This window comes from Pseudomonas sp. PAMC 26793, assembly GCF_000313235.1.
In the GTDB taxonomy this organism is placed as follows: Bacteria; Pseudomonadota; Gammaproteobacteria; order Pseudomonadales; family Pseudomonadaceae; genus Aquipseudomonas; species Aquipseudomonas yamanorum.
In genome coordinates this window covers 1-25,143 of sequence record NZ_AMXG01000005.1, presented here as the reverse complement: position 1 = coordinate 25,143, position 25,143 = coordinate 1, and the positions used below count along the sequence as shown (strand labels likewise).

27 protein-coding genes are annotated in these 25,143 nt (G+C 61.9%); 10 read left to right on the top strand and 17 right to left on the bottom strand.

Annotation, left to right across the window (positions count from 1 at the left end):
* Positions 1 to 168: 168 nt before the first annotated feature.
* Positions 169 to 486, bottom strand: coding sequence for a DUF2834 domain-containing protein (locus tag D109_RS0100775; RefSeq protein WP_017475189.1), 318 nt, complete (start codon positions 484 to 486; stop codon positions 169 to 171).
* A gap of 116 nt (positions 487 to 602) precedes the next feature.
* On the opposite strand from D109_RS0100775, the gene D109_RS0100770 reads away from it, so the two are divergent.
* A complete protein-coding gene (locus D109_RS0100770; protein WP_026077691.1) occupies positions 603 to 1,412 on the top strand; it encodes a helix-turn-helix domain-containing protein in 810 nt (269 codons plus the stop codon).
* 18 nt (positions 1,413 to 1,430) lie between these two features.
* Here the strand turns inward: D109_RS0100770 and D109_RS0100765 are convergent, their stop codons facing one another.
* Positions 1,431 to 1,847, bottom strand: coding sequence for a hypothetical protein (locus D109_RS0100765; protein WP_003215097.1), 417 nt, complete (start codon positions 1,845 to 1,847; stop codon positions 1,431 to 1,433).
* Positions 1,848 to 2,135: 288 nt separating this feature from the next.
* Between D109_RS0100765 and D109_RS0100760 the strand changes: the two genes are divergently transcribed.
* The gene (locus D109_RS0100760) at positions 2,136 to 2,501 is read left to right on the top strand and encodes a hypothetical protein (RefSeq protein ID WP_017475187.1); all 366 of its coding nucleotides are present in this window, start codon (positions 2,136 to 2,138) and stop codon (positions 2,499 to 2,501) included.
* Between the two features lie 6 nt (positions 2,502 to 2,507).
* Here the strand turns inward: D109_RS0100760 and D109_RS0100755 are convergent, their stop codons facing one another.
* Positions 2,508 to 3,242 (bottom strand): CPBP family intramembrane glutamic endopeptidase, encoded by a 735-nt coding sequence (locus tag D109_RS0100755; protein ID WP_017475186.1) that lies wholly within the window; start codon positions 3,240 to 3,242, stop codon positions 2,508 to 2,510.
* 6 nt (positions 3,243 to 3,248) lie between these two features.
* Positions 3,249 to 3,719: a RidA family protein gene (locus D109_RS0100750; RefSeq protein ID WP_017475185.1), complete on the bottom strand. Its 471-nt coding sequence runs from the start codon at positions 3,717 to 3,719 to the stop codon at positions 3,249 to 3,251.
* Between the two features lie 256 nt (positions 3,720 to 3,975).
* Here D109_RS0100750 and D109_RS0100745 point away from each other — a divergent pair, with 256 nt between their 5' ends.
* Positions 3,976 to 4,407 carry a nuclear transport factor 2 family protein gene (locus D109_RS0100745; protein WP_017475184.1) on the top strand — a complete coding sequence of 144 codons (432 nt, stop codon included), beginning with the start codon at positions 3,976 to 3,978 and terminating at the stop codon, positions 4,405 to 4,407.
* Positions 4,408 to 4,551: 144 nt separating this feature from the next.
* On the opposite strand, the gene D109_RS0100740 is transcribed toward D109_RS0100745, so the two are convergent.
* Positions 4,552 to 5,880, bottom strand: a complete 1,329-nt coding sequence (locus tag D109_RS0100740; protein ID WP_017475183.1) for a PLP-dependent aminotransferase family protein — start codon at positions 5,878 to 5,880, stop codon at positions 4,552 to 4,554.
* 91 nt (positions 5,881 to 5,971) lie between these two features.
* Between D109_RS0100740 and D109_RS0100735 the strand changes: the two genes are divergently transcribed.
* Positions 5,972 to 6,865, top strand: a complete 894-nt coding sequence (locus D109_RS0100735; RefSeq protein WP_017475182.1) for a DMT family transporter — start codon at positions 5,972 to 5,974, stop codon at positions 6,863 to 6,865.
* Here the strand turns inward: D109_RS0100735 and D109_RS0100730 are convergent.
* Both D109_RS0100730 and D109_RS0100725 read right to left on the bottom strand, forming a co-directional pair.
* Positions 6,862 to 7,344 carry a hypothetical protein gene (locus D109_RS0100730; RefSeq protein WP_026077690.1) on the bottom strand — a complete coding sequence of 161 codons (483 nt, stop codon included), beginning with the start codon at positions 7,342 to 7,344 and terminating at the stop codon, positions 6,862 to 6,864. The genes D109_RS0100735 and D109_RS0100730 overlap by 4 nt on opposite strands.
* 42 nt (positions 7,345 to 7,386) lie before the next feature.
* Positions 7,387 to 7,941 (bottom strand): YceI family protein, encoded by a 555-nt coding sequence (locus tag D109_RS0100725; RefSeq protein WP_026077689.1) that lies wholly within the window; start codon positions 7,939 to 7,941, stop codon positions 7,387 to 7,389.
* Positions 7,942 to 8,059: 118 nt separating this feature from the next.
* Between D109_RS0100725 and D109_RS0100720 the strand changes: the two genes are divergently transcribed.
* The gene (locus tag D109_RS0100720; RefSeq protein WP_017475180.1) at positions 8,060 to 8,554 is read left to right on the top strand and encodes a PaaI family thioesterase; all 495 of its coding nucleotides are present in this window, start codon (positions 8,060 to 8,062) and stop codon (positions 8,552 to 8,554) included.
* Positions 8,555 to 8,598: 44 nt separating this feature from the next.
* A complete protein-coding gene (gene yghX / locus D109_RS0100715; protein WP_017475179.1) occupies positions 8,599 to 9,486 on the top strand; it encodes a YghX family hydrolase in 888 nt (295 codons plus the stop codon).
* Between the two features lie 141 nt (positions 9,487 to 9,627).
* Here yghX and D109_RS0100710 read toward each other — a convergent pair whose 3' ends face one another.
* A complete protein-coding gene (locus D109_RS0100710) occupies positions 9,628 to 10,812 on the bottom strand; it encodes a DUF2252 domain-containing protein (protein ID WP_026077688.1) in 1,185 nt (394 codons plus the stop codon).
* Between the two features lie 214 nt (positions 10,813 to 11,026).
* Between D109_RS0100710 and D109_RS0100705 the strand changes: the two genes are divergently transcribed.
* The gene (locus tag D109_RS0100705) at positions 11,027 to 11,602 is read left to right on the top strand and encodes a DUF1349 domain-containing protein (protein ID WP_017475177.1); all 576 of its coding nucleotides are present in this window, start codon (positions 11,027 to 11,029) and stop codon (positions 11,600 to 11,602) included.
* On the opposite strand, the gene D109_RS0100700 is transcribed toward D109_RS0100705, so the two are convergent.
* The gene (locus D109_RS0100700) at positions 11,603 to 12,484 is read right to left on the bottom strand and encodes a LysR family transcriptional regulator (RefSeq protein WP_017475176.1); all 882 of its coding nucleotides are present in this window, start codon (positions 12,482 to 12,484) and stop codon (positions 11,603 to 11,605) included.
* Between the two features lie 133 nt (positions 12,485 to 12,617).
* On the opposite strand from D109_RS0100700, the gene ampC reads away from it, so the two are divergent.
* Entirely contained in the window at positions 12,618 to 13,772 is a 1,155-nt protein-coding gene (ampC, locus tag D109_RS0100695; RefSeq protein WP_017475175.1) for a class C beta-lactamase, read from the top strand.
* 137 nt (positions 13,773 to 13,909) lie between these two features.
* Here ampC and dctM read toward each other — a convergent pair whose 3' ends face one another.
* The 8 genes from dctM to D109_RS0100655 form a co-directional block, all read right to left on the bottom strand.
* Positions 13,910 to 15,190, bottom strand: coding sequence for a C4-dicarboxylate TRAP transporter large permease protein DctM (dctM, locus tag D109_RS0100690; protein ID WP_010169752.1), 1,281 nt, complete (start codon positions 15,188 to 15,190; stop codon positions 13,910 to 13,912).
* Positions 15,190 to 15,822 (bottom strand): TRAP transporter small permease, encoded by a 633-nt coding sequence (locus tag D109_RS0100685; protein ID WP_017475174.1) that lies wholly within the window; start codon positions 15,820 to 15,822, stop codon positions 15,190 to 15,192. The genes dctM and D109_RS0100685 overlap by 1 nt, the downstream gene beginning before the upstream one ends.
* A 176-nt stretch (positions 15,823 to 15,998) precedes the next feature.
* Positions 15,999 to 16,982 (bottom strand): C4-dicarboxylate TRAP substrate-binding protein DctP, encoded by a 984-nt coding sequence (gene dctP / locus D109_RS0100680; protein ID WP_017475173.1) that lies wholly within the window; start codon positions 16,980 to 16,982, stop codon positions 15,999 to 16,001.
* Between the two features lie 222 nt (positions 16,983 to 17,204).
* Positions 17,205 to 18,020, bottom strand: a complete 816-nt coding sequence (locus D109_RS0100675; RefSeq protein WP_017475172.1) for a CoA ester lyase — start codon at positions 18,018 to 18,020, stop codon at positions 17,205 to 17,207.
* Between the two features lie 14 nt (positions 18,021 to 18,034).
* Entirely contained in the window at positions 18,035 to 19,231 is a 1,197-nt protein-coding gene (locus D109_RS0100670) for a CaiB/BaiF CoA-transferase family protein (RefSeq protein WP_017475171.1), read from the bottom strand.
* 9 nt (positions 19,232 to 19,240) lie between these two features.
* Entirely contained in the window at positions 19,241 to 20,590 is a 1,350-nt protein-coding gene (locus D109_RS0100665; protein WP_017475170.1) for an MmgE/PrpD family protein, read from the bottom strand.
* Between the two features lie 10 nt (positions 20,591 to 20,600).
* Positions 20,601 to 21,764 (bottom strand): acyl-CoA dehydrogenase family protein, encoded by a 1,164-nt coding sequence (locus D109_RS0100660; RefSeq protein ID WP_017475169.1) that lies wholly within the window; start codon positions 21,762 to 21,764, stop codon positions 20,601 to 20,603.
* A 31-nt stretch (positions 21,765 to 21,795) separates the two neighbouring features.
* Complete coding sequence (locus D109_RS0100655; RefSeq protein ID WP_026077686.1) at positions 21,796 to 22,614, bottom strand: MaoC family dehydratase N-terminal domain-containing protein; 819 nt, start codon at positions 22,612 to 22,614, stop codon at positions 21,796 to 21,798.
* 167 nt (positions 22,615 to 22,781) lie between these two features.
* Between D109_RS0100655 and D109_RS0100645 the strand changes: the two genes are divergently transcribed.
* Both D109_RS0100645 and D109_RS0100640 read left to right on the top strand, forming a co-directional pair.
* Complete coding sequence (locus D109_RS0100645) at positions 22,782 to 23,693, top strand: LysR family transcriptional regulator (RefSeq protein ID WP_017475166.1); 912 nt, start codon at positions 22,782 to 22,784, stop codon at positions 23,691 to 23,693.
* Positions 23,694 to 23,727: 34 nt separating this feature from the next.
* Positions 23,728 to 24,213, top strand: a complete 486-nt coding sequence (locus D109_RS0100640) for a GFA family protein (protein ID WP_017475165.1) — start codon at positions 23,728 to 23,730, stop codon at positions 24,211 to 24,213.
* The last annotated feature ends 930 nt before the right edge of the window (positions 24,214 to 25,143 follow it).

Below are 25,143 nucleotides of genomic sequence, written 5' to 3'. Positions count from 1 at the left end.
GAGGGAGCTTGCTCCCGCTGGGCTGCGCAGCGGCCCCAAAATCCTGGGAGCGCTGCGCACTCCAGCGGGAGCAAGCTCCCTCGCCACAGGTTATTCGGAGAAGCTAAGGCACTGCCCCGAATCCGATCTTCAGGAACAGCACCCGAACGCACAGCACATAAACCGTCATCACCGTATCCCTGAAGGTTCGCGGAACCCGTTGACCACGATGTACAGCAGCGGCCCGATGGATACGAATACAACGGTTATCAGCAAATAAGGCAGCACCGACACCAGGGATTTCCCTCTGGCCCGCGCATCCCGGTACATCCACACGCACGCCATCACCGCCATCAGGTACAGGTCAATCACCACCTGTGCAGTGTCCGGCCTCGACATCAATTCAAGTCCGAACGCCATGAGCGACTGATCCGCCGCCAGCATCGTGATCACGGTGTAAACGGTAAAAGCCAATAACCCGGCCAGGGCTATCCAGGGTCTGCGCATGCTCTCCTCCTTGGAGACAACGGTTCGGGAAGTTGCACATTAGTGATAACGTCGTTCCCCTCTCAATGACCTCAAAGGTCATCGACACCACCGACCCGCACGACCAGAGTCAGCCCATGAGCAGCCAACCTTTTCCCCGCGCCAACCCCGACACCACCGCCGGCACGCAACTGCGCGTGCTGCGTCGGCACGCCAGATTGAGCCAGCTGGAACTGGCGCTGATCACCGGGGTTTCCCAGCGCCACCTGAGCTGTATCGAGACCGGGCGCGCCAAGCCGAGCCCGGGCACCTTGCATAATTTGCTGATGGCGCTGGAGGTTCCGCTGGAGCAATGCAACAGCGTGTTCCTCGCCGCCGGCTTCGCCCCGCGTTATGAGGCGACCCCGCTCTCCTCGCCGTCGATGGAGGCCATTCGCGAGGCGATCAGCCATGTGCTCCACGCGAATAATCCTGCGCCGGCGATCGTATTGGGCAGTCACTGGGAGGTGCTCGCCGCCAACGCCAGTACCCAGGTGCTGTTCGAGTTGGTGGGGATCAAGCCGGAGGCGGCTGATGGCCTGAATTTGCTGGTCACCCTGCTACAGCCTGGCGGCCTGGGTGATCATTTGATCAACGCTGAGGAAATCCGCACCATCGCCTGGCAACGGGCGACGCGCGAGGCGTTGGGCAATCCCGAACTTGCCAGGCTTCTGGACAGCCTGCCAGCCCCGCAAAGTACCGAAGCCTTGGTCAATGAACCACCGCCACTGGTGCTGACACGCGTCAACTCCCGTGAAGGTGAGCTGAACTTCATGTCGACCTTCACCACCTTCGGCATGCCCCAGGACATCACGGTGACGTCGTTGCGCATTGAGCATTTGATTCCGGCGGATGCGCAGACGTGGCAGGTGATGACCGCGGCGTATGAGCGGTCATTGGTGAGGTAGAAAGCCGCGGCGGGGCCATTAGTTATTTGTCGTATTTTGCCCGCCATAGCTATTGGCGCGGCTCTTGGAGGAGGAGCCGTTGCTGTATTGGGTGTCTTGCCCGCCGTAGCTATTGGAGCGGCTCTTGGCTGAGGTGCCGTCGCTGTATTGAGTGTCTTGCCCACCATAGCTGTTGGAACGGGTCTTGGCCGAGGTGCCGTCGCCGTATTGGATATCCTGCCCGCCATAACTATTGGAGCGGCTCTTGGAGGAAGTACCATCGCTGTATTGGGTGTCTTGCCCACCGTAGCTATTGGCGCGACTCTTGGAAGAGGTGCCATTGTCGTATTCGCAATCGGACCCACCATAACTGTTCGCCCTGCACGTCTCGGCAACCGCTTGGTAAAGCGGCGCAGCCAACAAAACCGTGCCCAGCAAAACGACCTTAAGCTTCATGTTAATTCCTTGTAGAGGTGGCGATACGCTATTACAGACTGGAGATTCTGAACTTAGTTTCCAACGTTCTGAAATGCGCTCGCGCGAGCCGACGTGGCAACCCTTTGCCAGCCCCGGCAACTCCTGGCCTGCGCCCTGCCCCGGCAATACCACCCAGCCCGCGCCGCACAAGGCATGCAGCACATGGCCCGGGTTTTGCTCTGTTGTTGCTACCAATAAGGGAGCGGCACCATGATAGGAAGCACGACAAGTCTGTTAGCGCTGGGACAGAAGGCTTTTACACAATCCATGGAGAATGGCACCCTGCGGGCCGGCAGGATTGAAGTCACCAACGCCACGCCCGAGATCAAGGCCAAGCTGGAAGCCAGCTATCAGGAGCAAGTGCGCTCGACCGCGCAAACCGTTGCCACCGCCAGGGCCAACCCTTCCTGGGCGACCTTCGACGATAAAAGCAACGCCGTCGAACTGCCCGATGTTCAGTCACTCAGCAAAAGCGACGCCCCCCATGTGGCCAACGGTCTTCAGTACCTGCTCGATATCGGGCGCCTGGACGGCAAGACCGTCACCGCGAAAAATGGCGACCAGTCGACCGATAACATCGCGGTCTACAAGGATTGGCTCCAGGCCCACATCGGCGTGGATGTACAGGCCTGAGACGACTCACACCATCGGCACGGCAATCAGCAGGATCGCCGTACCATGGGTGGCCGTCGCCGCCACCACACCGTAGCGCATCCGCACCAGCCCGCAGGCCACGCCTTCGATCAGGGTAAAGGCCAGCACCGGCCAGCCCAGTTGCGTGACGCTCAGGGCCAGAAATGAATGGCACGCGGCAAACGCCAGCCCGCTGAGCAACGCCGCGCGCAGCGGCCTGACGTGCTGTTCAAGATAGCCCTGCAGGAAGCCGCGAAACAGCACCTCTTCCAGCGCATTGGCGCAGTAGGCAAGCACCAGCATGCCCATCAGCCAGGTCCAGTAAGCCGGGATTGCCGCCGGTTCGATGCCTTGATACAGGCGCAATGGCAGGCCAATCAAACTGCCGGCCACCAACCCCACTGCCAGGCCCACAGCGCGATTGCCCTTGAACAGCACCGTCAGTTGCCATAACTCCGGGGCCAGGCGCGCGAGCAGTGCGATCAGCCCAAGGGATAAGCCGCCCAGCGCCGCCAGCACGAAGGGATTGGCCGTGAACTGGATTTGCACCTCGCGGCTCAGCGACCACATGCCCAACGGCGTCATCGCATCGCGCATCAGCACGAAGGCCAACAGCAGAATAACGATGCGCACGCCCGGCAATGTTTTTGGCGTGAGGCCGAACCACAGGCCGAACAGGATCAGCCCTGGCAGCAGATAAATCCCATAGTGAATCAGCACTGTAAGAGCGTCGGCAATCACTCGGCGTCAGCCCTGTGCCACAGCGATCATGTCGACTTCCACGGCAGCACCCTTGGGCAATTGCAGCACGCCCACCGAGGTGCGCGTGTGAGAACCGGCAGCCCCCAGGATCTCGTTCAACAGGTCCGACGCACCGTTGGCCACTTCGCTTTGCTGGTCAAAGTCATCCGCGCTGCGCACGTACACATTGATCTTGAGGATCGCCTTGACCTGATCCAGGGAGCCCAGTGCCTGCTTGAGCAAGCCCAGGCAACGCAATGCGCTGACGCCGGCGGCAATCTGTGCATCGGCCAGGCTTAGGCTTTCGCCGACCTTGCCGGGCAGCACGATCGTGTCACCCACCCGCGGGATCTGGCCGCTGATATAAACGTGATTGCCATCCCTGAGCAGCGGCGTGTAGTTGCCGCCGATCTTGAACTCGTTGAGTTGATAGCCCAGGCGCACCATGGCCGCCGCGTACTTTTGATCCGGTGTCATGTTTGTTGTCCCCACTGGCTGTTGCGAATCCACACCATGAAGTCGCCGGCCACAGCATAGCCATGTGCCATTTCCACGGGAAGTGCCGACCGCTATTTGGCGAGTGATACGACGACCAATACTGGCAAAAAGCGCTTATATTCTGGCCCATTGCAAATTTTACTTTCCTTGATCTCGCGAAATACGGCATGGTTGTACGACGACTCAAACACACCTCCTGAGTCGTCCCAGTACCCACAACAACAAGGAAACACCCATGCAAAACGTCAAGGTTCTGATTGGTTTTCTGTGCCTGTTCAGCGGTTATGCAGCGGCCGCCCCTGCCGCGAGTGACAAGGATGTCGCCGTCGCGGTCGACCACCTGACCCAGGCCATGCTGCACAAGGACATTCCGCAACTGCAGGCCCTCACCGCCAACAACCTCACCTACGGCCATTCCAGCGGCAAGGTCCAGAACAAGCAGGAATTTATCGCCGACATTGAAACCGGCAGAAGCGGCTTCAAGACCCTGGAAATGCAGAAACAGACCATCACCCTCAATGGCGACACCGCCCTGGTGCGCAACCACTTTTCCGCCCAGGCGGTGAACAGCGGCGTCGAGGTGCCTACCGAAATTGAAAACTTCCAGGTCTGGCAGAAACAGAAAGGCAAGTGGCTGCTGATTGGGCGCCAAGCGTACAAATTCTGAGTCCCGCATGGATCGTTCCCACGCTCTGCGTGGGAATGCATCCGGTGACGCTCTGCGTCACTATCGCGCAAATCTACAGCGGGACGCGGAGCGTCCAAGGCGGTATTCCCACGCAGAGCGTGGGAACGATCCGGTAAGCTCGATCTAGTATGCCTCCACCGCCCAGCGCACTTTCAGCAGCGCCTCGCGCAACACCTCCCGGTCTACCGACCCCAGCGCCACACGCAAGGCATGGGGCACGTGGGCCGAGACGGCAAACGGCTCGGCGGTGGACACCGAAATATTTTCCCGGGCCAGCGCCATGGTGATCTGATCGGCGCGGGCATCTTCCGGCAACGGCAACCACAAGAAATACGAAGACGGATGGCGGATAACATTCAACCCCGCCAACACCTCATCGGCCACCGCCTGACGCGCCTGGGCGTCCTCACGTTTTTGCGCTTCCAGCTGCAGCACCGTGCCGTCGTCGATCCACGCGACAGCCACCGCAGTCATCACCCCCGGGGTGTTCCAGGTGGTGGCCATGACCGTACGTTCCAGCGCCGCCATCCATTGGTGCGGAGCGACCACGAACCCCACCCGCAGGCCGGTGGCAACGCTCTTGGATAGCCCCGACACATACACCGTGCGTTCCGGTGCCAGCTCGGCCACAGGCGGCGGCGCGTCCTCGGCTAAAAACGCGTAGGCCGCGTCCTCGATCAGGATCAAATCATGCTGACGGGCAATCGCCACCAGGTGCTCGCGCTGCGCCCTGCTCATCACCCAGCCCAACGGGTTATGCAAGGTCGGCATGCTGTACACAGCGCGTACCGGACGCCGCGCGCAGAGTTTTTCAAGAAAGACCAAGTCGGGCCCCGTCGCGGTCACCGGGATTGCGACGATTTCCAGGTGCAACGTCTCGGCCAGCACCTTGAAACCGGAATAGGTCAACGCATCCACCGCCACCACATCGCCGGGCTTGAGCAGCGACATCATGGTCACCGCCAGCCCATGCTGGGCACCGCTGACGATCAGCACCTGCTCGGCCTGCACCGTCAGCCCACGACTCGCCAGGTGGCGCGCCACCGCCGCCCGTTCGTGCAGCCGGCCGGCGTGGGGCTGGTAGCGCAGCAGGGCCGACAGGTCGCCGGACAACGCCAACTGACGCAACGCAGTGCGCAGCAGGTCGGTCTGGCCCGGCAGCGATGGGTAGTTGAAGTTGAGATCGATCATGCCTGCCGCCACGGCGATCTGGCCGATGCCCTGCCCCGGCGACAACGCGATTTCCCGCACAAACGTCCCGCGCCCGGTTTCACCGCTGACCAGGCCCATGGCCTCCAGCTCGGTGTACACCCGGCTGGCCGTGACCAATGCCAGGCCGTGGCTCGCGGCCAACTGGCGGTGCGTCGGCAAACGCGTACCCGCTGCCAAGGTGCCGGAGCGGATATCCCGGGCGAAGGTGTCCACCAGTGTCTTGTAGCGGGCGCGGGGCATGGGCGATGTATCCATGACAATTTTTTGATTGTCCCGATGGTGAATCATAGGATGCGGCAGACGCAACTTATCCTTATCGAGCCCGACCCCCATGGAACGCACCACCACCCACCTCAACACCCGAGAACAGAACGCCAGCGGCTGGATCAATGGCTTGATCGGCGTGGTGATCTTCAGCGGCTCGCTGCCCGCCACACGCCTGGCGGTGCTGGAGTTTGATCCGGTGTTCCTGACTGTCGCCCGCGCCACCATCGCCGCCCTGCTGGGTGCGTGCCTGTTGTGGCTGTTCAAGGAAAAGCGCCCGGCCCGTAGCCAGTTGTTGCCCTTGGCAATCGTCGCGCTGGGCGTGGTGATCGGCTTCCCGCTACTCACCGCCCTGGCGTTGCAGTACGTCACCAGCGCCCACTCCATCGTGTTTGTCGGCTTGCTGCCGCTGGCCACCGCGGTGTTCGGCGTATTGCGTGGCGGCGAGCGGCCCAAGCCGGTGTTCTGGCTGTTTTCGATCCTGGGCAGCCTGCTGGTGGTGGGCTACGCCATCGCCCAGGGCCTGAGCGCCGCCCCCGCCGGGGATTTGCTGATGCTGCTGGCGATACTGGTGTGCGGCCTGGGTTATGCCGAAGGGGCCAAACTTTCACGCACCCTGGGTGGCTGGCAGGTGATCTGCTGGGCGCTGGTGATCTCGCTGCCGATTGTGGCGCCTCTAACGGCGATCCTCGCGCCAAGCTCTTTCGTTGACATCAGCCTGCCGGCCTGGCTGAGCCTGGCCTATGTGTCGCTCTTCAGCATGCTGATCGGCTTTGTGTTCTGGTACCGCGGGCTGGCCCAGGGCGGCATCGCCGCCGTCGGGCAATTGCAATTGCTGCAACCGTTTTTCGGCCTGGCACTGGCCGCCACACTGCTGCATGAGCAGGTGAGCCTGGGCATGCTGGTAGTGACGGTCGCGGTGATTGCGTGTGTGGCGGGGGCCAGGAAATTCGCCCGTTAAGGGATTCTCCTGAGCATCAATAGCGCGATAAATAGCCCGCCGGCCACACCGACACTGATCATCAAGCCATGGGGGCTGACATAGGACACCGTCGCCCCCGTGGCAATCGGCCCGAGCACACTGCCCAGGGTGTAGAACAGCGCAATCGCAGTCATGGCGGTAGACACCTGATGCTCGGCCACCCGGTCCCCTGCCTCGATCACCGCCAGGGTAACACTGAGAAGATTGGCCTTGACCAACCCCAGGTGCCCCAGGTGCCCCAGCAACCGCGGGACGACCTTGTACAGCAGCAGGATCGCGATCCACGAGGCACTGACAATCACCCCGATTTTCGCCGGGTCCACGCCCTTCTGCTCCAGGGACAGCGACAGCAACGGCGTGATGGTGCCGATTTGCACGATCTGGGACAGCACCGACAGGGTGTTGATGCGGGTCAGGGCCAGCCAGCGTTGCCTGTCGCTGTAAGCAATATCGTCCATGACGTTACCGACCGTTATTCAGAGCCGCCAGAATCTCAGCGCTCAGCGCTCAGGCGCAACCATCTTGAACTTGATGACAATCCCATTGGACACCACGCTGTCCGCCCACTCCCCCGCGCCGATCTTGAAGTCGTCGCGCTTGAGCACGAATTCACCGTCGAACACGCCAATGCCGCTCTGCTCCTTGAGGGCCACCTTGACCTCCACTGGCCGGGTCTGGCCCTTGAGGGTCAGGTTGCCGCTGAACAGGTAGCGGTTGCCGCCCAGGTCTGTGATGTGGGTCGAGGTAAAGGTGCCCACCGGGTAGGTCGTCATGTCGAACCAGCCGGGCTTGGGCAGTTCGGTGTTGGCGTCGTCGCTGCCGGCATTGATGCTCGGCAGCTGGATGGTCAGCACGGTGCTGGCGGCGGCCGGGTTTTGCGTGTCGAAATTCAGGCTCGCCGAATAGCTGCCAAACGTGCCGTACACCTGCTGGCCCATCTGGTCATAGGTGAAGCTGAGGGTGCTGGCTGCCGGATTCACGTCGGTGTATTCCACGGCATACGCGTTGGACACGGTGCCGAGGGTAAGGAGGGCCGCTAGCAATCGAGGGTTCATGGGATTCTCAACCGGGAATGAACACGTTGTGCACTGCTAACAGCGTAGGTGCTGGATTTATTCACGTGCCTGGCATTAGGCTCGTACCCCGACAGAACTCAAACAACAAGGAGCCACGATGCCCGCGCTTTCCCTGCAAGACACCACGGCCCCCGAAGGCGTCTGTTATGGCTGCGGCAGCCGCAACCCCCACGGCCTGCACATCAAGAGCCGCTGGGACGCCGACGGCATCCACGTGATCGCCGAACACCAGCCCGGCGCCCAATACTGCGGCTGGCCAGACCTGGTCTATGGCGGGTTGATCGCGATGCTGGTGGACTGTCACTCGAACTGGACCGCCATGGCCTACCACTACCGGGCCGAGCAACGCGAACCCGGCAGCCTGCCGCGTATCGACTGCGTGACCGGCAACCTGGGGATCAAATTCATCAAGCCGACACCGATGGGCGTACCCCTGACCTTGCGCGCGAAAGTCGAAGGTGACGTGGGCCGCAAAAGCCGCGTGGTGTGCGAGGTGTACGCCGATGGCGTGCTGACGGCCATTGGCGATTCGGTCTTCGTGCGGGTCGACACCGGGCAGTTGGCAGCCGCCGCCCATGGCCGGGAAGCCTGATACTGGTCTACATTCAGTCCCACCGCTAATCGAGGACGCTACCGATGACTCGTCTGACCGCCAAAGATTTCGCCCCTGAACTGCTGGAGCTTTACGACGGCTACGCCCACGGCAAGATCAACCGCCGGGAGTTTCTCGACCGCGCGGCGCTGTTCACCTTTGGCGGGCTCACGGCCTCGGCCCTGCTCGCCGCCCTGAGCCCCAACTATGCCCTGGCCGAACAGGTGAAATTCACCGACCCGGAGATCGTTGCCGACTACATCACCTACCCGTCGCCCAAGGGCAACGGCACGGTGCGCGGCTACCTGGTGCGCCCGGCCAAGGCCAGCGGCAAGGTGTCGGCGGTGGTGGTGGTGCATGAGAACCGTGGGTTGAACCCGTATATCGAAGACGTCGCCCGTCGGTTGGCCAAGGCCGGATTCATTGCCCTGGCACCGGATGGCCTGACCTCCGTTGGCGGCTATCCCGGCAACGATGAGAAAGGTGTGGAGCTGCAGCAGAAAGTCGATCCCGAGAAGCTGATGAACGACTTTTTCGCGGCCATCGAATGGTTGATGCACCACGATGCAAGCACTGGCAAGGTGGGGATCACCGGGTTCTGTTATGGCGGCGGCGTGACCAATGCGGCGGCGGTGGCTTATCCGGAGTTGGGTGCGGCGGTGTCGTTTTATGGGCGCCAGCCGGAAGCCAAAGACGTGCCACGGATCAAGGCGCCGATCATGTTGCATTACGGTGAGCTGGATACACGGATCAACGAGGGCTGGCCGGCGTATGAGAAGGCGTTGAAGGCGGCCGGCACGACGTATGAGGCGTTTATCTACAAGGGCGCCAATCACGGCTTTCACAATGATTCGACGCCGAGGTATGACGAGGCGGCGGCGAATCTGGCGTGGGAGCGGACCTTAGGTTGGTTCAAAAAATACCTGGTGTAACCCGCCCTCCACCCCCCCCCCCAGACTAATGTGGGAGCGGGCTTGCTCGCGAACGCGGTGGATCAGTCAAACATCCGGTGACTGACACACCGCTTTCGCGAGCAAGCCCGCTCCCACAGGGGATTTTTAGCGTTCTTGAGGTCAGTGCTCCAACGCATACTGCCGGCAGTGGTTGAGATACCCTTCCTCATGGTTCCCCACCAACTGCACCACACTGGTCCATAACCACGACGGCGCATCCAGCTGCTTCGACCGGTTCTCCTGCAACATCGCCATCCAGTCCTTGCGTGTATCCCGGTCCATCTGCCGTGCATGCGCCACGCCGACCACCCGCGCCAGGTACCCGGCCGCGTGCATCGCATCAATCTCGCTCAACTCATCCAGTTCCAGCTTCATGTCCTGGGGCAACAGCTCGCGGATAAAAAAACCGTGATCCAGAAACCGCGTCGCCAGCATCCGTTCCCCCAACGCCGGTGACAGGTGCCTGGCGCCCTCCACCACTCGCCGGCCATTGTCCCGGGGCATCTTCGCCCGTGCCGCGCGCGGCGCTGCAGCCCCTACCGCTTCCTTGATATCGAGCAGGCAGTATTCCTGATCGTCCTGGTCCCCTACCCCCAACAACACCGCATACCGCAACAGCCCGAGGGAGCTGCAACCCTTGACCCAGTACGCCGAGTCCAGCAGCTCAACCTCGTCATCGTTGGAGCGGCCTTTGAGCGAAGTCACCAACCGGTGGATTTCATCGGACGCGCAAAGGGTCTCAAGGGCTGACTTCTCCGCCCGGGACAACGACCAGAAATGCTTGCCCAACGGAATCGTCGGCCGGGTGTTTTCGATACGTTCGCGGGCCAGGTTCTTCCAGGTGCGCTCCACGGCGCTGCGCATCCCGGCCTTGACCTGGGACGGACGCGGCGGTGCCTCGTCGGGCTTGTCCTTAAACGCCTGCGCGTAGCCCACCATCATCTCTTCAAGCATGCGGGCGGTGGTCACCCCCGGCAGGTCCGAACCCCGGGCAGCGGTGGCCAGGGACAGCGCCAGGCGCACCAGGTCATGGGCCGGGTTGCCGATCACCGCCTGGTCAAGGTCGCGGATATGCATGTCGATCCGGCCCTTGGTATCGCCCGTGGGCCCGAGGTTACCGGCGTGGCAGTCGCCGCAGATCCAGATCGCCGGCCCGTGGGGCAACCGCCGGCCGCGCTGGCTGTGCAGCCACTCATAAAACTGAACCGTACTGCCCCGCACATAAGCGTGGGCGGAGCGCGCCATCTTCAGGTTGCGCAGTTGGATAAGGTGGGGCATTCGTGAAGAAGGACGCGGCGTTTTCATAGAGGCACTCGTCATGGGGATACGGTAGAGGTTAGCCCGTCACAAATGTTTCATTTTGTTTCATGGATTTCTATTAATGAGCCACATCGGCGCCATCGCTACCGGGGTTACACTTGGCGTCGGCGCACTGCGGTGGTTGTTTTCGCTGCGCACGCGCCTTAACACTGGCACCGCCGCCTTCTCCGATGTTTTGCCACCTTCAAGGAGCTTCCCGATGTTTGAAAAAGCCACCTGGCTCAATCAACCCCAGCACTGGAGCCGAGAAGGCGAGCGTCTCAAGGTCCGCACCGACGCCAGTACCGATTTCTGGCGTGAAACCCACTATGGTTTTGTGCGTGATAACGGGCATTTCCTGTTTATCGAAACCGACGGCGACTTTACCGCTCAGGTCAAAATCCACAGTGAATTCACTCACCTGTATGACCAGGCCGGGTTGATGGTACGAGTGGATGAAGCGCGTTGGGTGAAGATCGGTGCGGAGCTGTCCGACGGCGTGACGCTGCTGAGCAGCGTATTGACCGATGGCGTGTCGGACTGGGCTACCGGCGTGTTCCCGGGTGATCCCGAAGCCTTCTGGATTCGCGTCACCGTGGCCAAGGGTGTGTTGCGCGTGCAGGTATCAGTGGATGGCGCGAGCTGGCCGTTGGTGCGCCTGGCGCCGTTCCCGGTGGCGCAGTCGTATCAGGTCGGGCCTTACTGCTGCACGCCAGAGCGCGGTGGGCTGGAGGTGGAGTTTTCCGAACTGTGGGTGGGTGCACCCAACGGTAAATCCCTGCACGACCTGTCCTGACTAACGCCGGCTGCTCGCCACTTCACGCAACCACGCCTTGAACGCCAGCATCGCCGGTGTCTCGGCTCGCGACTGCAAGCGCGTCAGCCAATAACTGCCGGTGGTGATGCCCACCTCGAACGGCTGCCGGATCACATCCGTTGCCAACTGCCGGCTGAACATCATCGCCGGGGCCAGCGCCACCCCCGCCCCTTGCAGCGCTGCCTCCATCATCGCCAGGGACGAGTCGAAAACGATACTGCGCGGCACCAGCGTGTCAGCGGGCAACCCGGCGGCCTGGAACCATTGCGTCCACTCATCCGCGCGGTAGGAGCGCAACAACGTGTGCTTCAACAGGTCCGCCGGGGTCTGCAATTGCCGGGCGAGTTGCGGCACGCACAGCACCGTCAGCGGCGCCTCCAGCAATTGGCACGCCTCGGTGCCGTGCCATGCACCCGCACCAAAGCGAATCGCGTAATCCAGCCCTTCTGCTGCCACATCGACGCGGTTGTTGTTGGTGGACAGGCGCAGGTCGATAAACGGGTAGCGCGCCTGGAAATCCGCAAGCCGGGGCAACAGCCAGCCCACCGCAAAGGTGCCCACCGCGCCTACCGTCAAGACTTCGCGGTAATGCCCGCCTTCAAACTGGCCTAAGGTGTGAGCGATGCGGTCGAAGGATTCCCGCAGTACCGGCAGCAAGGTCTCGCCTTCGCTGGTGAGCATCAGGCCCCGAGGCAGGCGCTTGAACAGCGTGACATTGAGCTGCGCCTCCAGGCTTTTGACCTGGTGACTGACCGCCGCCTGGGTGACGCACAACTCAATCGCCGCCCGGGTAAAACTCAAATGCCGTGCGGAAGCCTCGAAGGCCCGCAGTGCGTTGAGAGGCAAATGGGAACGGAGCATGGCTTGACCCTAATTTTTCTAATGGCTGTTGCGAGATATCATCGTTTGCCGCCGGATCACAAACTGCCTAAATTTGCGGCGCCTGCGCAGGCAACGGTATTCACCCGATCACCTTCATGGAAGTCACGTCATCATGTACACATCCATTTTCCCAACCGTGCGCAAGACCACGATATTCGCCTTATTGCTCGGCGCCGGCAACTGCATGGCGGCTACCGACATACGCCAGGTCGTGGACAGTACTGTCCAGCCCCTGATGCAGCAACAGGACATCGCCGGCCTGTCGGTGGCGATCGTACAGAACGGCAAGGCGCAATACTTTAACTACGGCGTCGCCAACAAGGACAGCCAGCAGCCGGTCACCGAAAACACCCTGTTTGAAATCGGCTCGGTAAGCAAGACCTTCACCGCCACCCTCGCCGGCTATGCCCTGGCCAACGGCAAGCTGAAACTGTCAGACCCGGCCAGCCAATACCTGCCGGCATTGCGCGGCGACAAGTTTGACCACATCAGCCTGCTCAACCTCGGCACCTACACTGCGGGTGGCTTGCCGCTGCAATTCCCCGAAGAGTCCGATAACACCGGCAAGATGATCAGCTATTACCAGCACTGGAAACCGGATTTCGCCCCCGGCACCCAACGCCTCTACTCCAACCCGAGTATCGGCCTGTTCGGCCACCTGGCAGCGCAAAGCCTGGGCCAGCCGTTTAACCGTTTGATGGAGCAGACCCTGCTGCCGAAACTCGGCCTCAAGCACACCTTTATCACCGTGCCCAAGGCGCAAATGAACCTGTACGCCCAAGGTTACGACAAGGCCGGCAAACCAGTGCGCGTCGGCCCTGGCGCCCTGGACGCCGAAGCCTACGGCATCAAGACCAGCACCTCGGACCTGATTCAGTACGTTGAAGTGAACATGCACCCGGCGAAGCTGGAAAAGCCCCTGCAACAGGCGATTGCCGCGACCCATACCGGGTACTACACGGTGGATGGCATGACCCAGGGCCTCGGCTGGGAGATGTACCCCTACCCGATCACGCTGGATGCATTGACTGAAGGCAACTCGGCGCAAATGGCCTTCCAGCCCCACAAGGTCAGCTGGCTGACACAACCGCAAGCGCCCCATGCCGACACGCTGGTGAACAAGACTGGCGCCACCGGTGGCTTTGGCGCCTACGTGGCGTACGTGCCAAGCAAAGGCCTGGGGGTGGTGATCCTGGCGAACAAAAACTACCCGAATGCCGAACGGGTGAAAGTGGCCCATGCAATCTTGAGTGCGATGGATAAATAAATCCCTGCATAAATCAAATGTGGGAGCCGGGCTTGCCCGCGATGGCGGTGTATCAGTGGGCACCTGTGCTGGCTGACACGCCCTCATCGCGGGCAAGCCCGCTCCCACATTGTTTTGTGGTGTGATTTAAAGTGGGTTTACATCCCCAGCCAGTGCGGCAAGGCCAGGGAGATGAACGGCAGGTAGGTCACCATGATCAGGAACACCAGCAGGATCATCAGCCACGGCAACGCCGCGCGAATGGTCTGCCCCAGGGTCAGCCCGGTCACCGCCGAGGTCACAAACAGGTTCAGCCCCACCGGCGGATGCACCAGGCCAATCTCCATGTTGACCACCATCACAATCCCCAGGTGAATCGGGTCGATCCCCAGCTTCATCGCGATCGGGAAGAAGATCGGCGCCAGGATCAGCACAATCGCCGACGGCTCCATAAAGCTGCCCGCCACCAGCAACACCACGTTGACCATGATCAGGAAACCAATCGGCGTCAGGCCTTCGGAGATCACCCACGCGGTGATTTCCTGGGGGATTTGCTCCGTGGTCAGCACGTGGGCGAAGAGCATGGCGTTGGCGATGATAAACATCAGCATGATCGCCAGGCGCCCGGACTCCAGCAGCACCTTGGGGCAATCCTTGATCTTCATGTCCTTGTAGACAAACAGCGCGACAAACGCCGAGTACACCGCCGCCACCGCCGCCGCTTCGGTCGGGGTGAACATGCCGCTGTAGATGCCGCCAAGGATGATCACCAATAGCAACAAGCCCCAGAACGCGCGGCGGGCGCAGGTCAGCCACTCGCGAAAGGTCGCCCGTGGCTGGGCCGGCAGCTTCTTGATGCGCGCGACGATGTAGATCGCGACCATCAACATCAAGCCCAGCAGCAGGCCCGGAATCACCCCGGCCATAAACAGCTTGCCCACTGAGGTTTCAGTCGCCGCCGAGTACACCACCATCACAATCGACGGCGGAATCAGGATGCCCAGGGTACCGGCGTTGCAGATGATCCCGGCGCCGAATTCTTTCGGATAGCCCGAGCGCACCATGCCCGCCACGGCAATCGAACCCACCGCAGCCACCGTCGCCGGCGAGGAGCCCGACAGCGCGGCGAACAGCATGCACGCCAACACCGCCGCAATCGCCAGCCCGCCACGGATATGCCCGACGCAGGCGTTGGCAAAGTCGATCAGCCGTTGCGCCACGCCGCCGGTGGTCATGAACGCACCCGACAACAGGAAGAACGGAATCGCCAGGAAGGTGTAGGCGTCCGAGGTTTCAAACAGCTTGATGGCCAGGGAACTCACCGAGTCCGGGCTGAACATCAGGATCGACACCGCGCCCGACAACCCCAGGGAGATCGCGATGGGCACACCGAGGAACATGAACACAAACAGCAGCAAAAACAGACACAGAACGGCCATCAGTGACGCTCCTCATGGCTGCCGGCCAACTTGCTGGCTTCACCGGCTTCGTCGGCCAGGCCCAGCCCGGTTTGGCGGTGGGTGAAGATGCGGTAGAAGATTTCCAGGTAGCGGATGAACACCAGGGCAAAGCCGATGGGCACAATCACAATAATGTCGCCGACATCGATGCCGAACTGGTCGAGGTCTTCCGCGCCGATGTGGGCGGTCATCACCGCACTCAACCACTTGTAGCTGGCAACCATGAACAACCCGGCGTAGGCCAGGCAGCACAGGCAGGCGAACATGCCCAGCAGGCGCTGCACCCGGCGCGGCGTCAGCTTGACCAAGGCGTCCACGCCCAAGTGGCCGGCGGTGCGCACACCGTAGGAGATGCCGAAGAAAATCAGCCAGCCGAACATGGCCTTGGTCAGCGCCACGCTCCAGGTCATGTCCTGGGCCCAGCCCATGGTGTGGTCACCCAGGGCATTGAAGAAACCGTTGCTCCACGCCCACTTATCAGCGAGGGCAAAGAACAGGGTGTAGATGTTGTTGAGCATGACGTAGACAAAAGTCACCAGGGTCATGGCGGCCAGCAGGATGGCGATAAAGCCTTCCTCCAGGTGCTCCCAGACGCGCCTTAGCGTTTGCATGGCAAAACCTCGCGAAGCGGAGATAGGTATGTGCAAGGCTTGGAGGTGGGAACCGGATCAAAATGTGGGAGCGGGCTTGCTCGCGAAGGCGGTGTGTCAGTCACCGAATGCATCAGCTGAAAGACTGCATTCGCGAGCAAGCCCGCTCCCACATTTTGATCTCGGCACCCTCCAAATTACTGGTTCGACGCGTCGGCCGCCTTGATCAGGTCGGCACCGATTTCACCTTCGAACTTCTGCCACACCGGGCGCATGGCTTCGCGCCAGAGCTGGCGTTGCTCGGGCGTCAGTTCGATGATTTCGCTGGTCTTGGCGTCGATGATCTTCTGCTTGGCCGACTGGTTCAGCGCTTCGGCCTGCTTGTTCACCTCGACGGTGACTTCAACCATGATCTGGTCAAGGGTGGTGCGCACATCCGGCGGCAGGCCGTTCCAGAACTTGGCGTTGGTGATCACCATGTAGTCGATCAGGCCATGGTTGGACTCGGTGAAGTACTTCTGCACTTCGTTGACCTTCTGGCTTTCATAGTTCGACCAGGTGTTCTCGGTGCCGTTGACGGTGCCGGTCTGCAAGCCCTGGTACACCTCGGCGAAACTCATCTTGCGCGGGTTGGCGCGGATCGCCTTGAACTGCTCTTCCAGCACGCTGGAGGCCTGCACGCGGAACTTCAGGCCACGGGCATCCTTGGGCTCACGCAATGCCTTGTTCGCCGACAACTGCTTGAGGCCGTTGTGCCAATAGGCCAGGCCGAGGATGTTCTTGTCTTGCATGGAGGTCAGCAACGCCTTGCCCTGAGCAGCCTGGAAGCGGTCGACTGCCGCCAGGTCGTTGAACAGGAACGGCAGGTCGTAGATCTGTACTTGCTTGGTGTATTGCTCAAACTTCGCCAGTGACGGCGCCAGCATCTGCACGTCCCCCAACAGCAGCGCTTCCATTTCCTTGCCATCGCCGAACAGCGAGGAGTTCGGGTACACCTCGACCTTCACCCGGCCAGGCAGGCGTTCTTCAGCAAGCTTCTTGAACAGCAACGCGCCCTGGCCTTTCGGGGTGTTTTCAGCGACGACGTGGGCGAACTTGATCACAATGGGGTCGGCCGCCTGGGCCAGGCCCGCGGCAAACAAGGTGGCGGCGCAGAACAGCGCCCGAGAAAGCTTGAGCATGGAAAATCACCTTCTTATTGTTGTGTTATAGGGCAAGGTGCCTGATGTCACGCGTATAGAGAATTTCGAATTTTAGATACCTGCGTTCGGCGTGGACGAACGCCGACCTTGCAAGCAGTAGAGAACCAATGTGGGAGCGGGCTTGCTCGCGAAAGCGGTGTGCCAGTCACCGGATGCACTGGCTGACCCGCCGCTTTCGCGAGCAAGCCCGCTCCCACATTTCTACGGTTGCGCGGCTAATAATCGTTGGGCCCGCAGCAACACCGGTGCATCCACCATTTGCCCATCCAGTTGATAGGCCCCGGCCCCATGGGCACCGGCTTCCACCACCCGTTTGGCCCAAGCCAGGTCTTCGGCGCTGGGAGCCAACGCCTGGTGAATCACCGCCACTTGCTTGGGATGGATACACAGCGCGCCGGCAAAGCCCATTTCATAGGCATGCCGAATTGCGCGGCGCAGGCCTTCGGGGTCGTCGATGGCCGGGTGCACGCCATCCAGTGGCGCCACCAGCCCGGCGGCGCGGGAATGCACGATCAAGGCCAGGCGGGCCTGGTCCAGGGCAAATTGCGCGGCCGGGGAGCCGCTGCTCAGGTTCAAGTCCAGCGCCAGGTCCAGGCCGCCGAATGACAAGCGCTCCACCAACGGCGCATGGGCGATTTCCGCCACCGCCAGCAAGCCCCGCGCACTCTCGATGATCGGCCAGATGGCTTTGCCCGTTGCCGCCACCACCGCCACCTGGGCCGCGCTTTCAACCTTGGGCAGCAACACCCCCGCCACCCCGGCATGGGCCTGACAGAACGCTACATCGGCAAAATGCTCGGCATGCTCCGGCGCATTGATCCGCACCCACACCCGCGCATCCGGTGTCGCCTGCAAAAACACCCCGAGGTTGTCCCGAGCCTGGCGCTTGAGCGGCTCTTCCACCGCGTCTTCAAAATCCACAATCACCGCATCGGCGCCACTGGCCAAGGCCTTGGCAAAACGTTCCGGCCGGCTGCCCGGTACGAACAGCGCAGAGCGCACAAGAGAAGTTGGCATCGCTCAATTCCTTATCAGATAACGCCGCGTGCACGCAGGCTGTCGATGGCTTCAGCGGAGTAACCCAACTGGTCGAGAATCCCCTGGCTGTGCTGGCCCAGCCCCGGCACCGCGTGCATTCGTGGGGTAAACGCAGCATTGCGCGCCGGCGGCAGCAGCGACGGTAATTTGCCCGCCGGGCTGTCGACTTCGCGCCAACTGTCGCGGGCCTTCAGTTGCGGGTGGTCCCACACGCCTTGCATATCGTTGACCCGGGCGCTGGCGATTTGCGCGTCTTCCAGGCGCTGGATCACGCCCTCGGCGCTCATCTGCGCAAAACTGTCGACGATGATCTGACGCAGCACGTCGCGGTTTGCCGAGCGTTTGAAGTTGGCCGAGAAACGCTCGTCGGTGGCCAACTCCGGCGTGAGCAGCACCTTGTCGCAAAACGCCGCCCATTCCCGCTCGTTCTGCAACCCGAGCATCACCGTGCCGCCGTCGCCGGTGGGAAACGGCCCGTAGGGGTAGATCGTCGAATGCGCCGCCCCCGCACGCGGTGGCTGGGGCGCGCCGTCGAAGGCGTAGTACATCGGGTAGCCCATCCACTCCACCAGGCTTTCCAGCATGCTGACGTCGATGCGACTGCCCTGGCCGGTCTTGCCCCGCAGCAGCAGCGCCGAGAGGATGCCGCTGTAGGCGTACATCCCAGCGGAAATATCGGCGATGGAGCAACCGGCCTTGGCCATCTGGTCCTCACCCGGGCCGCCGGTGACCGAGAGAAAGCCGCCTTCACTCTGGATCAGCAGGTCGTAGGCTTTCTTTTTCTCGTAAGGCCCGCCTTCGCCATAGCCGGAGATGTCGCAGACGATCAGCCGCGGGAAGCGCTCATGCAGTGCCTCAAATGACAGGCCCATGCGCGCCGCAGCGCCCGGTGCCAGGTTCTGCACCAGCACGTCGGCGTCGGCCAGCAGGGTTTCCAGGATGTCCCCGGCATCGTCGTGCTTGAGGTCCAGGGTCAGGCTTTCCTTGGAGCGGTTGGTCCACACGAAATGCGACGCCAGGCCGCGCACGCGCTCGTCGTAGCCTCGGGCAAAGTCACCGGCGCCAGGGCGTTCGATCTTGATTACACGGGCGCCCAGGTCGGCCAACTGGCGGGTGCAGAACGGTGCGGCAATCGCGTGTTCCAGGCTGACGACAGTGATGCCGTCCAACGGTCGTTGATTAGCAGTCATGACGATTCCTTAAAGCCAGTGAGCCAGGGACGTGGCGTTGCGCAGATCCCAGACTTTTTCGATCAGCCCGGTGGTTTGCGCGGGCGTGCGGGCGCCGCTGAATTGAGTCAGGCGCTGGAACTTGTCGGCCAGCTCGGCGCGGTTCAGGGTGTTGCCCGGGTCGCCCTTGGGTTCGTCGATGGCGCCGTGCAAGGTGCGGCCATCGGCGGTGGTCACGATGACCCGGCCCAGCCAGCGCTGCGGATAGGCACCGTCGACTTCGGCGTCGAGGGTCATGGAGACCTTGTCGCGAAACGCCGCCACGTCCCCGTCGCTCAGCGCCAGCTCGTGAAACTCGGTCAGCCCGGCCTTGCCATGCACGGCAATCAACCCCAGCACGGTGCCCATGGAAAACTTGGCCTGGTGCACGGTCTGCGGCAGCGTTACCCGGCCCAATACGTCGATGGCGCCTTGATGAACGCGGGTTTCCACGCGGGTGATGTGCTCATGGCTGATGCCCTCGCGCTGCATCAAATCCAGCAGCGCATCGGCGGCCGGATGGGTGTGGCGACACGAGGCGTGAAACTTGAACGAGGTTTCCAGCAACGCCCAGCGACTGCCGAGGCGATCCGACAGTTTGCTGGGGTCTGCGTCGGTGGACATGCCCGCCGCCATCCCCTGATCACCTTCCAGAATATTGCGCGCACCTGTCAGCCCGTCCGCCGTCAAATACGCGGCCAACAAACCATCGGCGGCCGCCTTGGCGGTGTGCAGTTGCTTGGAGTCGGCGGCATCCCGCAGGAACTCCCAAAGACCGGCCGCCTGAGTGCCTGCACTGCCCAGCAGATTGATGAATTGCTCTTCATTGAAGTCGAGCAATTTACCCACCGCGACAGCCGCCGCGAGGGTGCCGACGGTGGCCGTGGTGTGGAAGATCCGGTAGTGGGAACGGCCCATGAATTCGCCAATGCGAATCCCGGCTTCGTAACCGGCCACCGAAGCCAACAGCAGTTCGCGACCGGACTTGCCGAGGTCTTGCGCTGCGGCAAATGCAGCAGGAAATACCACGGTCGCCGGGTGCAAGACGGAGCTGTTGTGCAGGTCGTCCTGCTCCACCAGGTGCGACGACGCACCGTTCACCAGTGCGGCAAAATACGCACTGCTGCTGCCCCCGTTAACGATGATCTGCGCCGGGCCATTGGCCGGGCCCATCCTGCCGACATACCGCTCGAACAGCGGAATCGGATGCGCGCCTTGGCTGGCCAGCGCCGAAGCGAGCCAATCGAGGAACAGGTCTTCGGTGCGGGCGAGTACGTCGTCCGGCAACTGCTCGTAACTCAACTCGGCGAGGAACCGGCACAGCGCTTGGGTATGGCTCATGGTCGGGCCCTCAGAAGCTGCGTGGCAGTTCGAGCAAATGCTCGGCCACGTACGACAGGATCAGGTTGGTGGAGATCGGCGCAACCTGGTACAGGCGGGTCTCGCGAAACTTGCGCTCCACGTCGTATTCACAGGCAAACCCGAAGCCGCCGTGGGTTTGCAAGCAGGCGTTGGCGGCTTCCCAGGACGCCTTGGCCGCCAGGTACTTGGCCATGTTCGCGCTGGCCCCGGCGTTGGCGCCGCTGTCGTATTCCTCACAGGCACGCCAGCGCATCAAGTCGGCCGCTTCGATCTCGATATGGGCTTCGGCAATCGGGAACTGCACGCCCTGGTTCTGCCCGATGGGCCGGCCAAACACCACGCGGTCACGGGCGTAGGCGCTGGCTTTCTCGATAAACCAGCGGCCGTCGCCGATACACTCGGCGGCAATCAGGGTGCGTTCGGCGTTGAGGCCGTCGAGGATATAGCGGAAGCCCTTGCCCTCCTCGCCAATCAGGCTGTCCAACGGCAACTCCAGGTTGTCGAAGAACAGCTCGTTGGTTTCGTGATTGACCATGTTGGCAATCGGCTGCACGGTCAGACCGTTGCCGATGGCTTCCCGCAGGTCCACCAGGAAGATCGACATGCCTTCGGATTTTTTCTTCACCTCCGCCAACGGCGTGGTGCGGGCCAGCAGGATCATCAGGTCGGAATGCTGCACCCGCGAGATCCAGACTTTCTGGCCGTTGATCACGTACTTGTCGCCACGCTTGACGGCGGTGGTCTTGATTTTGGTGGTGTCAGTGCCGGTGGTGGGCTCGGTCACGGCCATCGACTGCAGACGCAGTTCGCCGCTGGCGAGCTTGGGCAGGTAGAAGCTTTTCTGCGCTTCGCTGCCATGGCGCAACAGGGTGAACATGTTGTACATCTGGCCGTGGACGGTGCCGGAGTTGCCGCCACAGCGGTTCACTTCCTCAAGAATCACCGAGGCTTCCGCCAGCCCTAGGCCGGAGCCGCCGTAGGCTTCCGGGATCATTGCCGACAGCCAGCCGGCGTCGGTCAGGGCCTTGACGAAGGCTTGCGGAAAGCCCTTTTTTTCATCGACCTTGCGCCAGTAGGCCGCGTCGAATTCGGCGCACAGTGCGCGGACGCCTTCGCGGATGGCATTCAGTTCTTCGTTGTCATTCGGGTTCATTAACGGCTCTCCGCCTGTTGTTCTTGGAGGTTTATTCGAAATGCAGTTCGGCGCGCTGGGCCAGGCCGTCAACGTTGCCCGCCCACAGTTCCGCCACGCCCGACGCAGTGATGCGCCCGCCGACTTCAAAGGATTGCGGGGCAATCAACGGCCGCACACCGCGATAGGAAAAACGGCGCAATGTGGCCCCAGGGTTCGCCCGACAAAACGCGCGCAGGCTCAAGGTGGCGATCAGCGGACCGTGCACCACCAGCCCCGAATAACCTTCGGTGCCGGTGACATAGGGATAGTCGTAGTGGATGCGGTGGCCGTTGAAGGTCACGGCGCTGTAGCGGAACAGCAGGGTTGGCGTCGGGTCGACCGCTTCGCGCCAGTCACCTTTGGGTAATACGTCACCACTGCCCTGCTTGGGCGGCGTGGGTTCGCGATAGACGATGTCCTGTTCCTCGCGGATGGCCAGGCGGCCGTCCTGGGAGTAGTCATGGCGCACGGTGACGAACAGCAGCGAGCCGGTGCGGCCGGTTTTTTCTTCCACTTGGGTGATGGTCGAGACACGGGTGGCGGCCTCACCGGCACGCAACCCATGGAAGAACTCGATGCGTCCACCGGCCCACATGCGGTTGCGGTTATCCGCCGGCGGCAGGAACCCGCCACGGGCCGGGTGGCCGTCACCGCCCAGGGCGGATTCGGGCAGCGGGTCCTGGAAAAAGCACCATTGCCACAAGGGCGGAACCGCCTCGCCATCTGCCGGTACCGCTTCGCCGAAGGTGGCGGCGATGCGTTTGAGCAGGTTGTGGCTCAAGTGGTCGTGGGCTGTTTCGCTACGGCCGATCCAGTCTGTGGCGCTCATCAGGTGCATGTCCTCGGGCAGGGAATCTGAGCCGGATCATGCTGGGCCCTGGCCGTTCTGAGAATTTGCATTTCAATAAAGCAGCGTTCGGCTATGCTGAACGCCATCGCCCTTAAAAAGATCTCAAGCACCCACATGGGTTCTTCGTCGCTGCCCCGGAGCCTTCCATGCACTTTGATCTGGCTGACTTACGCCTGTTTATCCATATCGCCGAATCCCCCAGCCTGACCCAGGGCGCCAAGCGCGCGTTCCTCTCGCCGGCCGCCGCCAGTGCGCGGATCAAGGCCCTGGAAGGCCAGCTCGACACACGCCTGCTGTACCGCGACAGCCGTGGCGTGGAGATCACCCCGGCGGGCGAACGGCTGTTGCACCATGCACGGTTGATCATGCGTCAGGTGGATTACCTGAAAAGCGAGTTCACCCAATACGGCATCGACTCGGCCGGGCATATCCGCATTTTTGCCAACACCACCGCCGTGACCGAGTTTCTTCCCGAAGTGCTGGCCGGATTCCTGTCCCAGCGTCCCGGCGTGACCGTGGACCTTCAGGAGCGGCTGTCACGGGACATTGTGCGAGGCGTACTCGACGGTACCAGCGACATGGGCATCATCGCCGGGCCGGTGGAAGCGTCGGGGTTGCAGGTGCTGCATTTCAGCACCGACCACCTGGTGCTGACGGTGCCCGCGGGGCATCCTCTGGCGAGCCTGCCTTCGGTGACGCTGGAGCAAACCCTGGCCTACCAACATATCGGGTTGCATGACGGCAGCACGTTGCTGAGTTTCCTGCGTGAGCATGTGGAGCGGTTGGGCAAGCATCTGTCGTTGCGGATCCAGATGTCGAGTTTCGAGGCGATCTGCCGGATGGTTGAGGCTGGCGTCGGGATCGGCATCATTCCTGAGTCGGCGGCGGTGCGGCACAGCCGGACCATGCAGTTGGTGACGGTGAAGCTGGATGAGGTTTGGGCGGTGCGCGAGCGCAGTATTCTGGTGCGGGAGCTGGAGGCGTTGCCCGGCACCATTCGTGCGTTGATCGCGACCTTGATGCCCGAGATGGAACCGCCTCGGCTGCCGGACGCCTAAGCTAACGTTCACCTTTTGCGAAGGAGATCAGGTCATGCAGCTTGAAGGTTCCTGCCATTGCGGCGCGGTTACGTTCAGTCTTGAGAGTGCTCATCCCTACCCCTATCAGCGGTGTTATTGCTCGATTTGTCGCAAGACCCAAGGGGGTGGTGGGTATGCGATCAATCTTGGGGGGGATGCCAAGAGCCTGAGGGTGCGGGGGCGTAAGTTGATTTCGATTTATCACGCGCGGATGAAGGGGCCGGGGGATAGTCGGGCGCATGCGAGTACGGCTGAGCGGCATTTTTGCTCGCAGTGTGGGTCGGGGTTGTGGTTGTTCAGTCCGGAGTGGCCGGAGTTGATTCATCCGTTTGCTTCGGCGATTGATACGCCGTTGCCGGTGCCGCCGGAGCATACGCATTTGATGTTGGGGTCGAAGGCGTCTTGGGTTGAGGTGAGTGTTCGGCCGGGGGATCTGGAGTTTGATGAGTATCCGGAGGAGTCGATTGCCCAGTGGCATGGGCGGTTGGGGCTCGGCTGATGGGTGTATATCCGTTATTTAGGTAACGGCCGCTATTGGTTCCGCCCTTACGGCGGCTCACTTTTGAACAGCGCAAAAGTAAGCAAAACGCTCTTGCCCCACCACTCGGCACCTCGCCTAGGCTCGGTGTGCCCTCACTCCGGCTTTGGACCGTGGGCCGCCGCGATGGGCCATCCTTGGCCCAGCGCGGCTAACCCGGCGTCCTGCCGGGTTACCCACGCTCCAAAGCCTGCGTTCGGCCAGCGTGGTTTAACGGGGCGCCTAAGATCAAGATCAAAAGCAGATCAAGAGCACAGCGGCCTACCGGCCGGCTTGAGTGTTGAAGAGCAAAAGCCAAATCAAAATCTACAGCGGGCACGGTCCAAAAAATGTGGGAGCGGGCTTGCTCGCGAAGGTCGTTAACGATGACGCTGGCATCCTGAATGAACGCGGCGCTCTCAGGTTTTTCGCGAGCAAGCCCGCTCCCACAGAAAAGCAGATCTGCTTTCGCTTTGGTCTTTGCTTTTGCTTTTCAACACTCAAGCCGGCCGGTAGGCCGCTGTGCTCTTGCTTTTGATCTTGATCTGACTGCCCCAATAAGCCCGAGGCCGAACGCAGGTATTGCGGAGCGGGTAAACCGGCAGGACGCCGGTTTAGCCCGCGCCGGGCCAAGGATGGCCCGTCGCGGCGGCCCGCGGAGCGGTGGCGGAGTGAGGGAACGCCGAGCCACAGCGAGGCCCGACAGGCGGGGCAGAGCCCTTTGCTTACTTTGGGCCGGGCCGGCATTCCGGCTTTTCCAAAGTGAGCCGCTGTAAGAGCGGAACCATAAGCCGCCGTGACCGAAGAAACGGATATGTACACATGCATGGCGCAGTAATTGCGTACCCCCCCCAAACCACCCCAAAAAAAGGAGCAACCCCATGCAACTACGCGCCTTGCGATATTTCCACG

Excerpts from the sequence above, each read along its gene's own strand:
- D109_RS0100730 (WP_026077690.1), bottom strand. The coding sequence starts at position 7,344 with ATGGACGATATTGCTTACAGCGACAGGCAACGCTGGCTGGCCCTGACC.
- D109_RS0100775 (WP_017475189.1), bottom strand. The coding sequence starts at position 486 with ATGCGCAGACCCTGGATAGCCCTGGCCGGGTTATTGGCTTTTACCGTT.
- D109_RS0100710 (WP_026077688.1), bottom strand. The coding sequence starts at position 10,812 with ATGAAAACGCCGCGTCCTTCTTCACGAATGCCCCACCTTATCCAACTG.
- D109_RS0100670 (WP_017475171.1), bottom strand. The coding sequence starts at position 19,231 with ATGACTGCTAATCAACGACCGTTGGACGGCATCACTGTCGTCAGCCTG.
- D109_RS0100700 (WP_017475176.1), bottom strand. The coding sequence starts at position 12,484 with ATGCTCCGTTCCCATTTGCCTCTCAACGCACTGCGGGCCTTCGAGGCT.
- D109_RS0100720 (WP_017475180.1), top strand. The coding sequence starts at position 8,060 with ATGCCCGCGCTTTCCCTGCAAGACACCACGGCCCCCGAAGGCGTCTGT.
- D109_RS0100725 (WP_026077689.1), bottom strand. The coding sequence starts at position 7,941 with ATGAACCCTCGATTGCTAGCGGCCCTCCTTACCCTCGGCACCGTGTCC.
- D109_RS0100675 (WP_017475172.1), bottom strand. The coding sequence starts at position 18,020 with ATGCCAACTTCTCTTGTGCGCTCTGCGCTGTTCGTACCGGGCAGCCGG.
- D109_RS0100735 (WP_017475182.1), top strand. The coding sequence starts at position 5,972 with ATGGAACGCACCACCACCCACCTCAACACCCGAGAACAGAACGCCAGC.
- D109_RS0100770 (WP_026077691.1), top strand. The coding sequence starts at position 603 with ATGAGCAGCCAACCTTTTCCCCGCGCCAACCCCGACACCACCGCCGGC.
- D109_RS0100660 (WP_017475169.1), bottom strand. The coding sequence starts at position 21,764 with ATGAACCCGAATGACAACGAAGAACTGAATGCCATCCGCGAAGGCGTC.
- D109_RS0100705 (WP_017475177.1), top strand. The coding sequence starts at position 11,027 with ATGTTTGAAAAAGCCACCTGGCTCAATCAACCCCAGCACTGGAGCCGA.
- D109_RS0100645 (WP_017475166.1), top strand. The coding sequence starts at position 22,782 with ATGCACTTTGATCTGGCTGACTTACGCCTGTTTATCCATATCGCCGAA.
- D109_RS0100745 (WP_017475184.1), top strand. The coding sequence starts at position 3,976 with ATGCAAAACGTCAAGGTTCTGATTGGTTTTCTGTGCCTGTTCAGCGGT.
- D109_RS0100765 (WP_003215097.1), bottom strand. The coding sequence starts at position 1,847 with ATGAAGCTTAAGGTCGTTTTGCTGGGCACGGTTTTGTTGGCTGCGCCG.
- yghX (WP_017475179.1), top strand. The coding sequence starts at position 8,599 with ATGACTCGTCTGACCGCCAAAGATTTCGCCCCTGAACTGCTGGAGCTT.
- D109_RS0100760 (WP_017475187.1), top strand. The coding sequence starts at position 2,136 with ATGGAGAATGGCACCCTGCGGGCCGGCAGGATTGAAGTCACCAACGCC.
- D109_RS0100665 (WP_017475170.1), bottom strand. The coding sequence starts at position 20,590 with ATGAGCCATACCCAAGCGCTGTGCCGGTTCCTCGCCGAGTTGAGTTAC.
- D109_RS0100740 (WP_017475183.1), bottom strand. The coding sequence starts at position 5,880 with ATGCCCCGCGCCCGCTACAAGACACTGGTGGACACCTTCGCCCGGGAT.
- D109_RS0100640 (WP_017475165.1), top strand. The coding sequence starts at position 23,728 with ATGCAGCTTGAAGGTTCCTGCCATTGCGGCGCGGTTACGTTCAGTCTT.
- ampC (WP_017475175.1), top strand. The coding sequence starts at position 12,618 with ATGTACACATCCATTTTCCCAACCGTGCGCAAGACCACGATATTCGCC.
- D109_RS0100655 (WP_026077686.1), bottom strand. The coding sequence starts at position 22,614 with ATGAGCGCCACAGACTGGATCGGCCGTAGCGAAACAGCCCACGACCAC.
- D109_RS0100685 (WP_017475174.1), bottom strand. The coding sequence starts at position 15,822 with ATGCAAACGCTAAGGCGCGTCTGGGAGCACCTGGAGGAAGGCTTTATC.
- dctP (WP_017475173.1), bottom strand. The coding sequence starts at position 16,982 with ATGCTCAAGCTTTCTCGGGCGCTGTTCTGCGCCGCCACCTTGTTTGCC.
- D109_RS0100750 (WP_017475185.1), bottom strand. The coding sequence starts at position 3,719 with ATGACACCGGATCAAAAGTACGCGGCGGCCATGGTGCGCCTGGGCTAT.
- dctM (WP_010169752.1), bottom strand. The coding sequence starts at position 15,190 with ATGGCCGTTCTGTGTCTGTTTTTGCTGCTGTTTGTGTTCATGTTCCTC.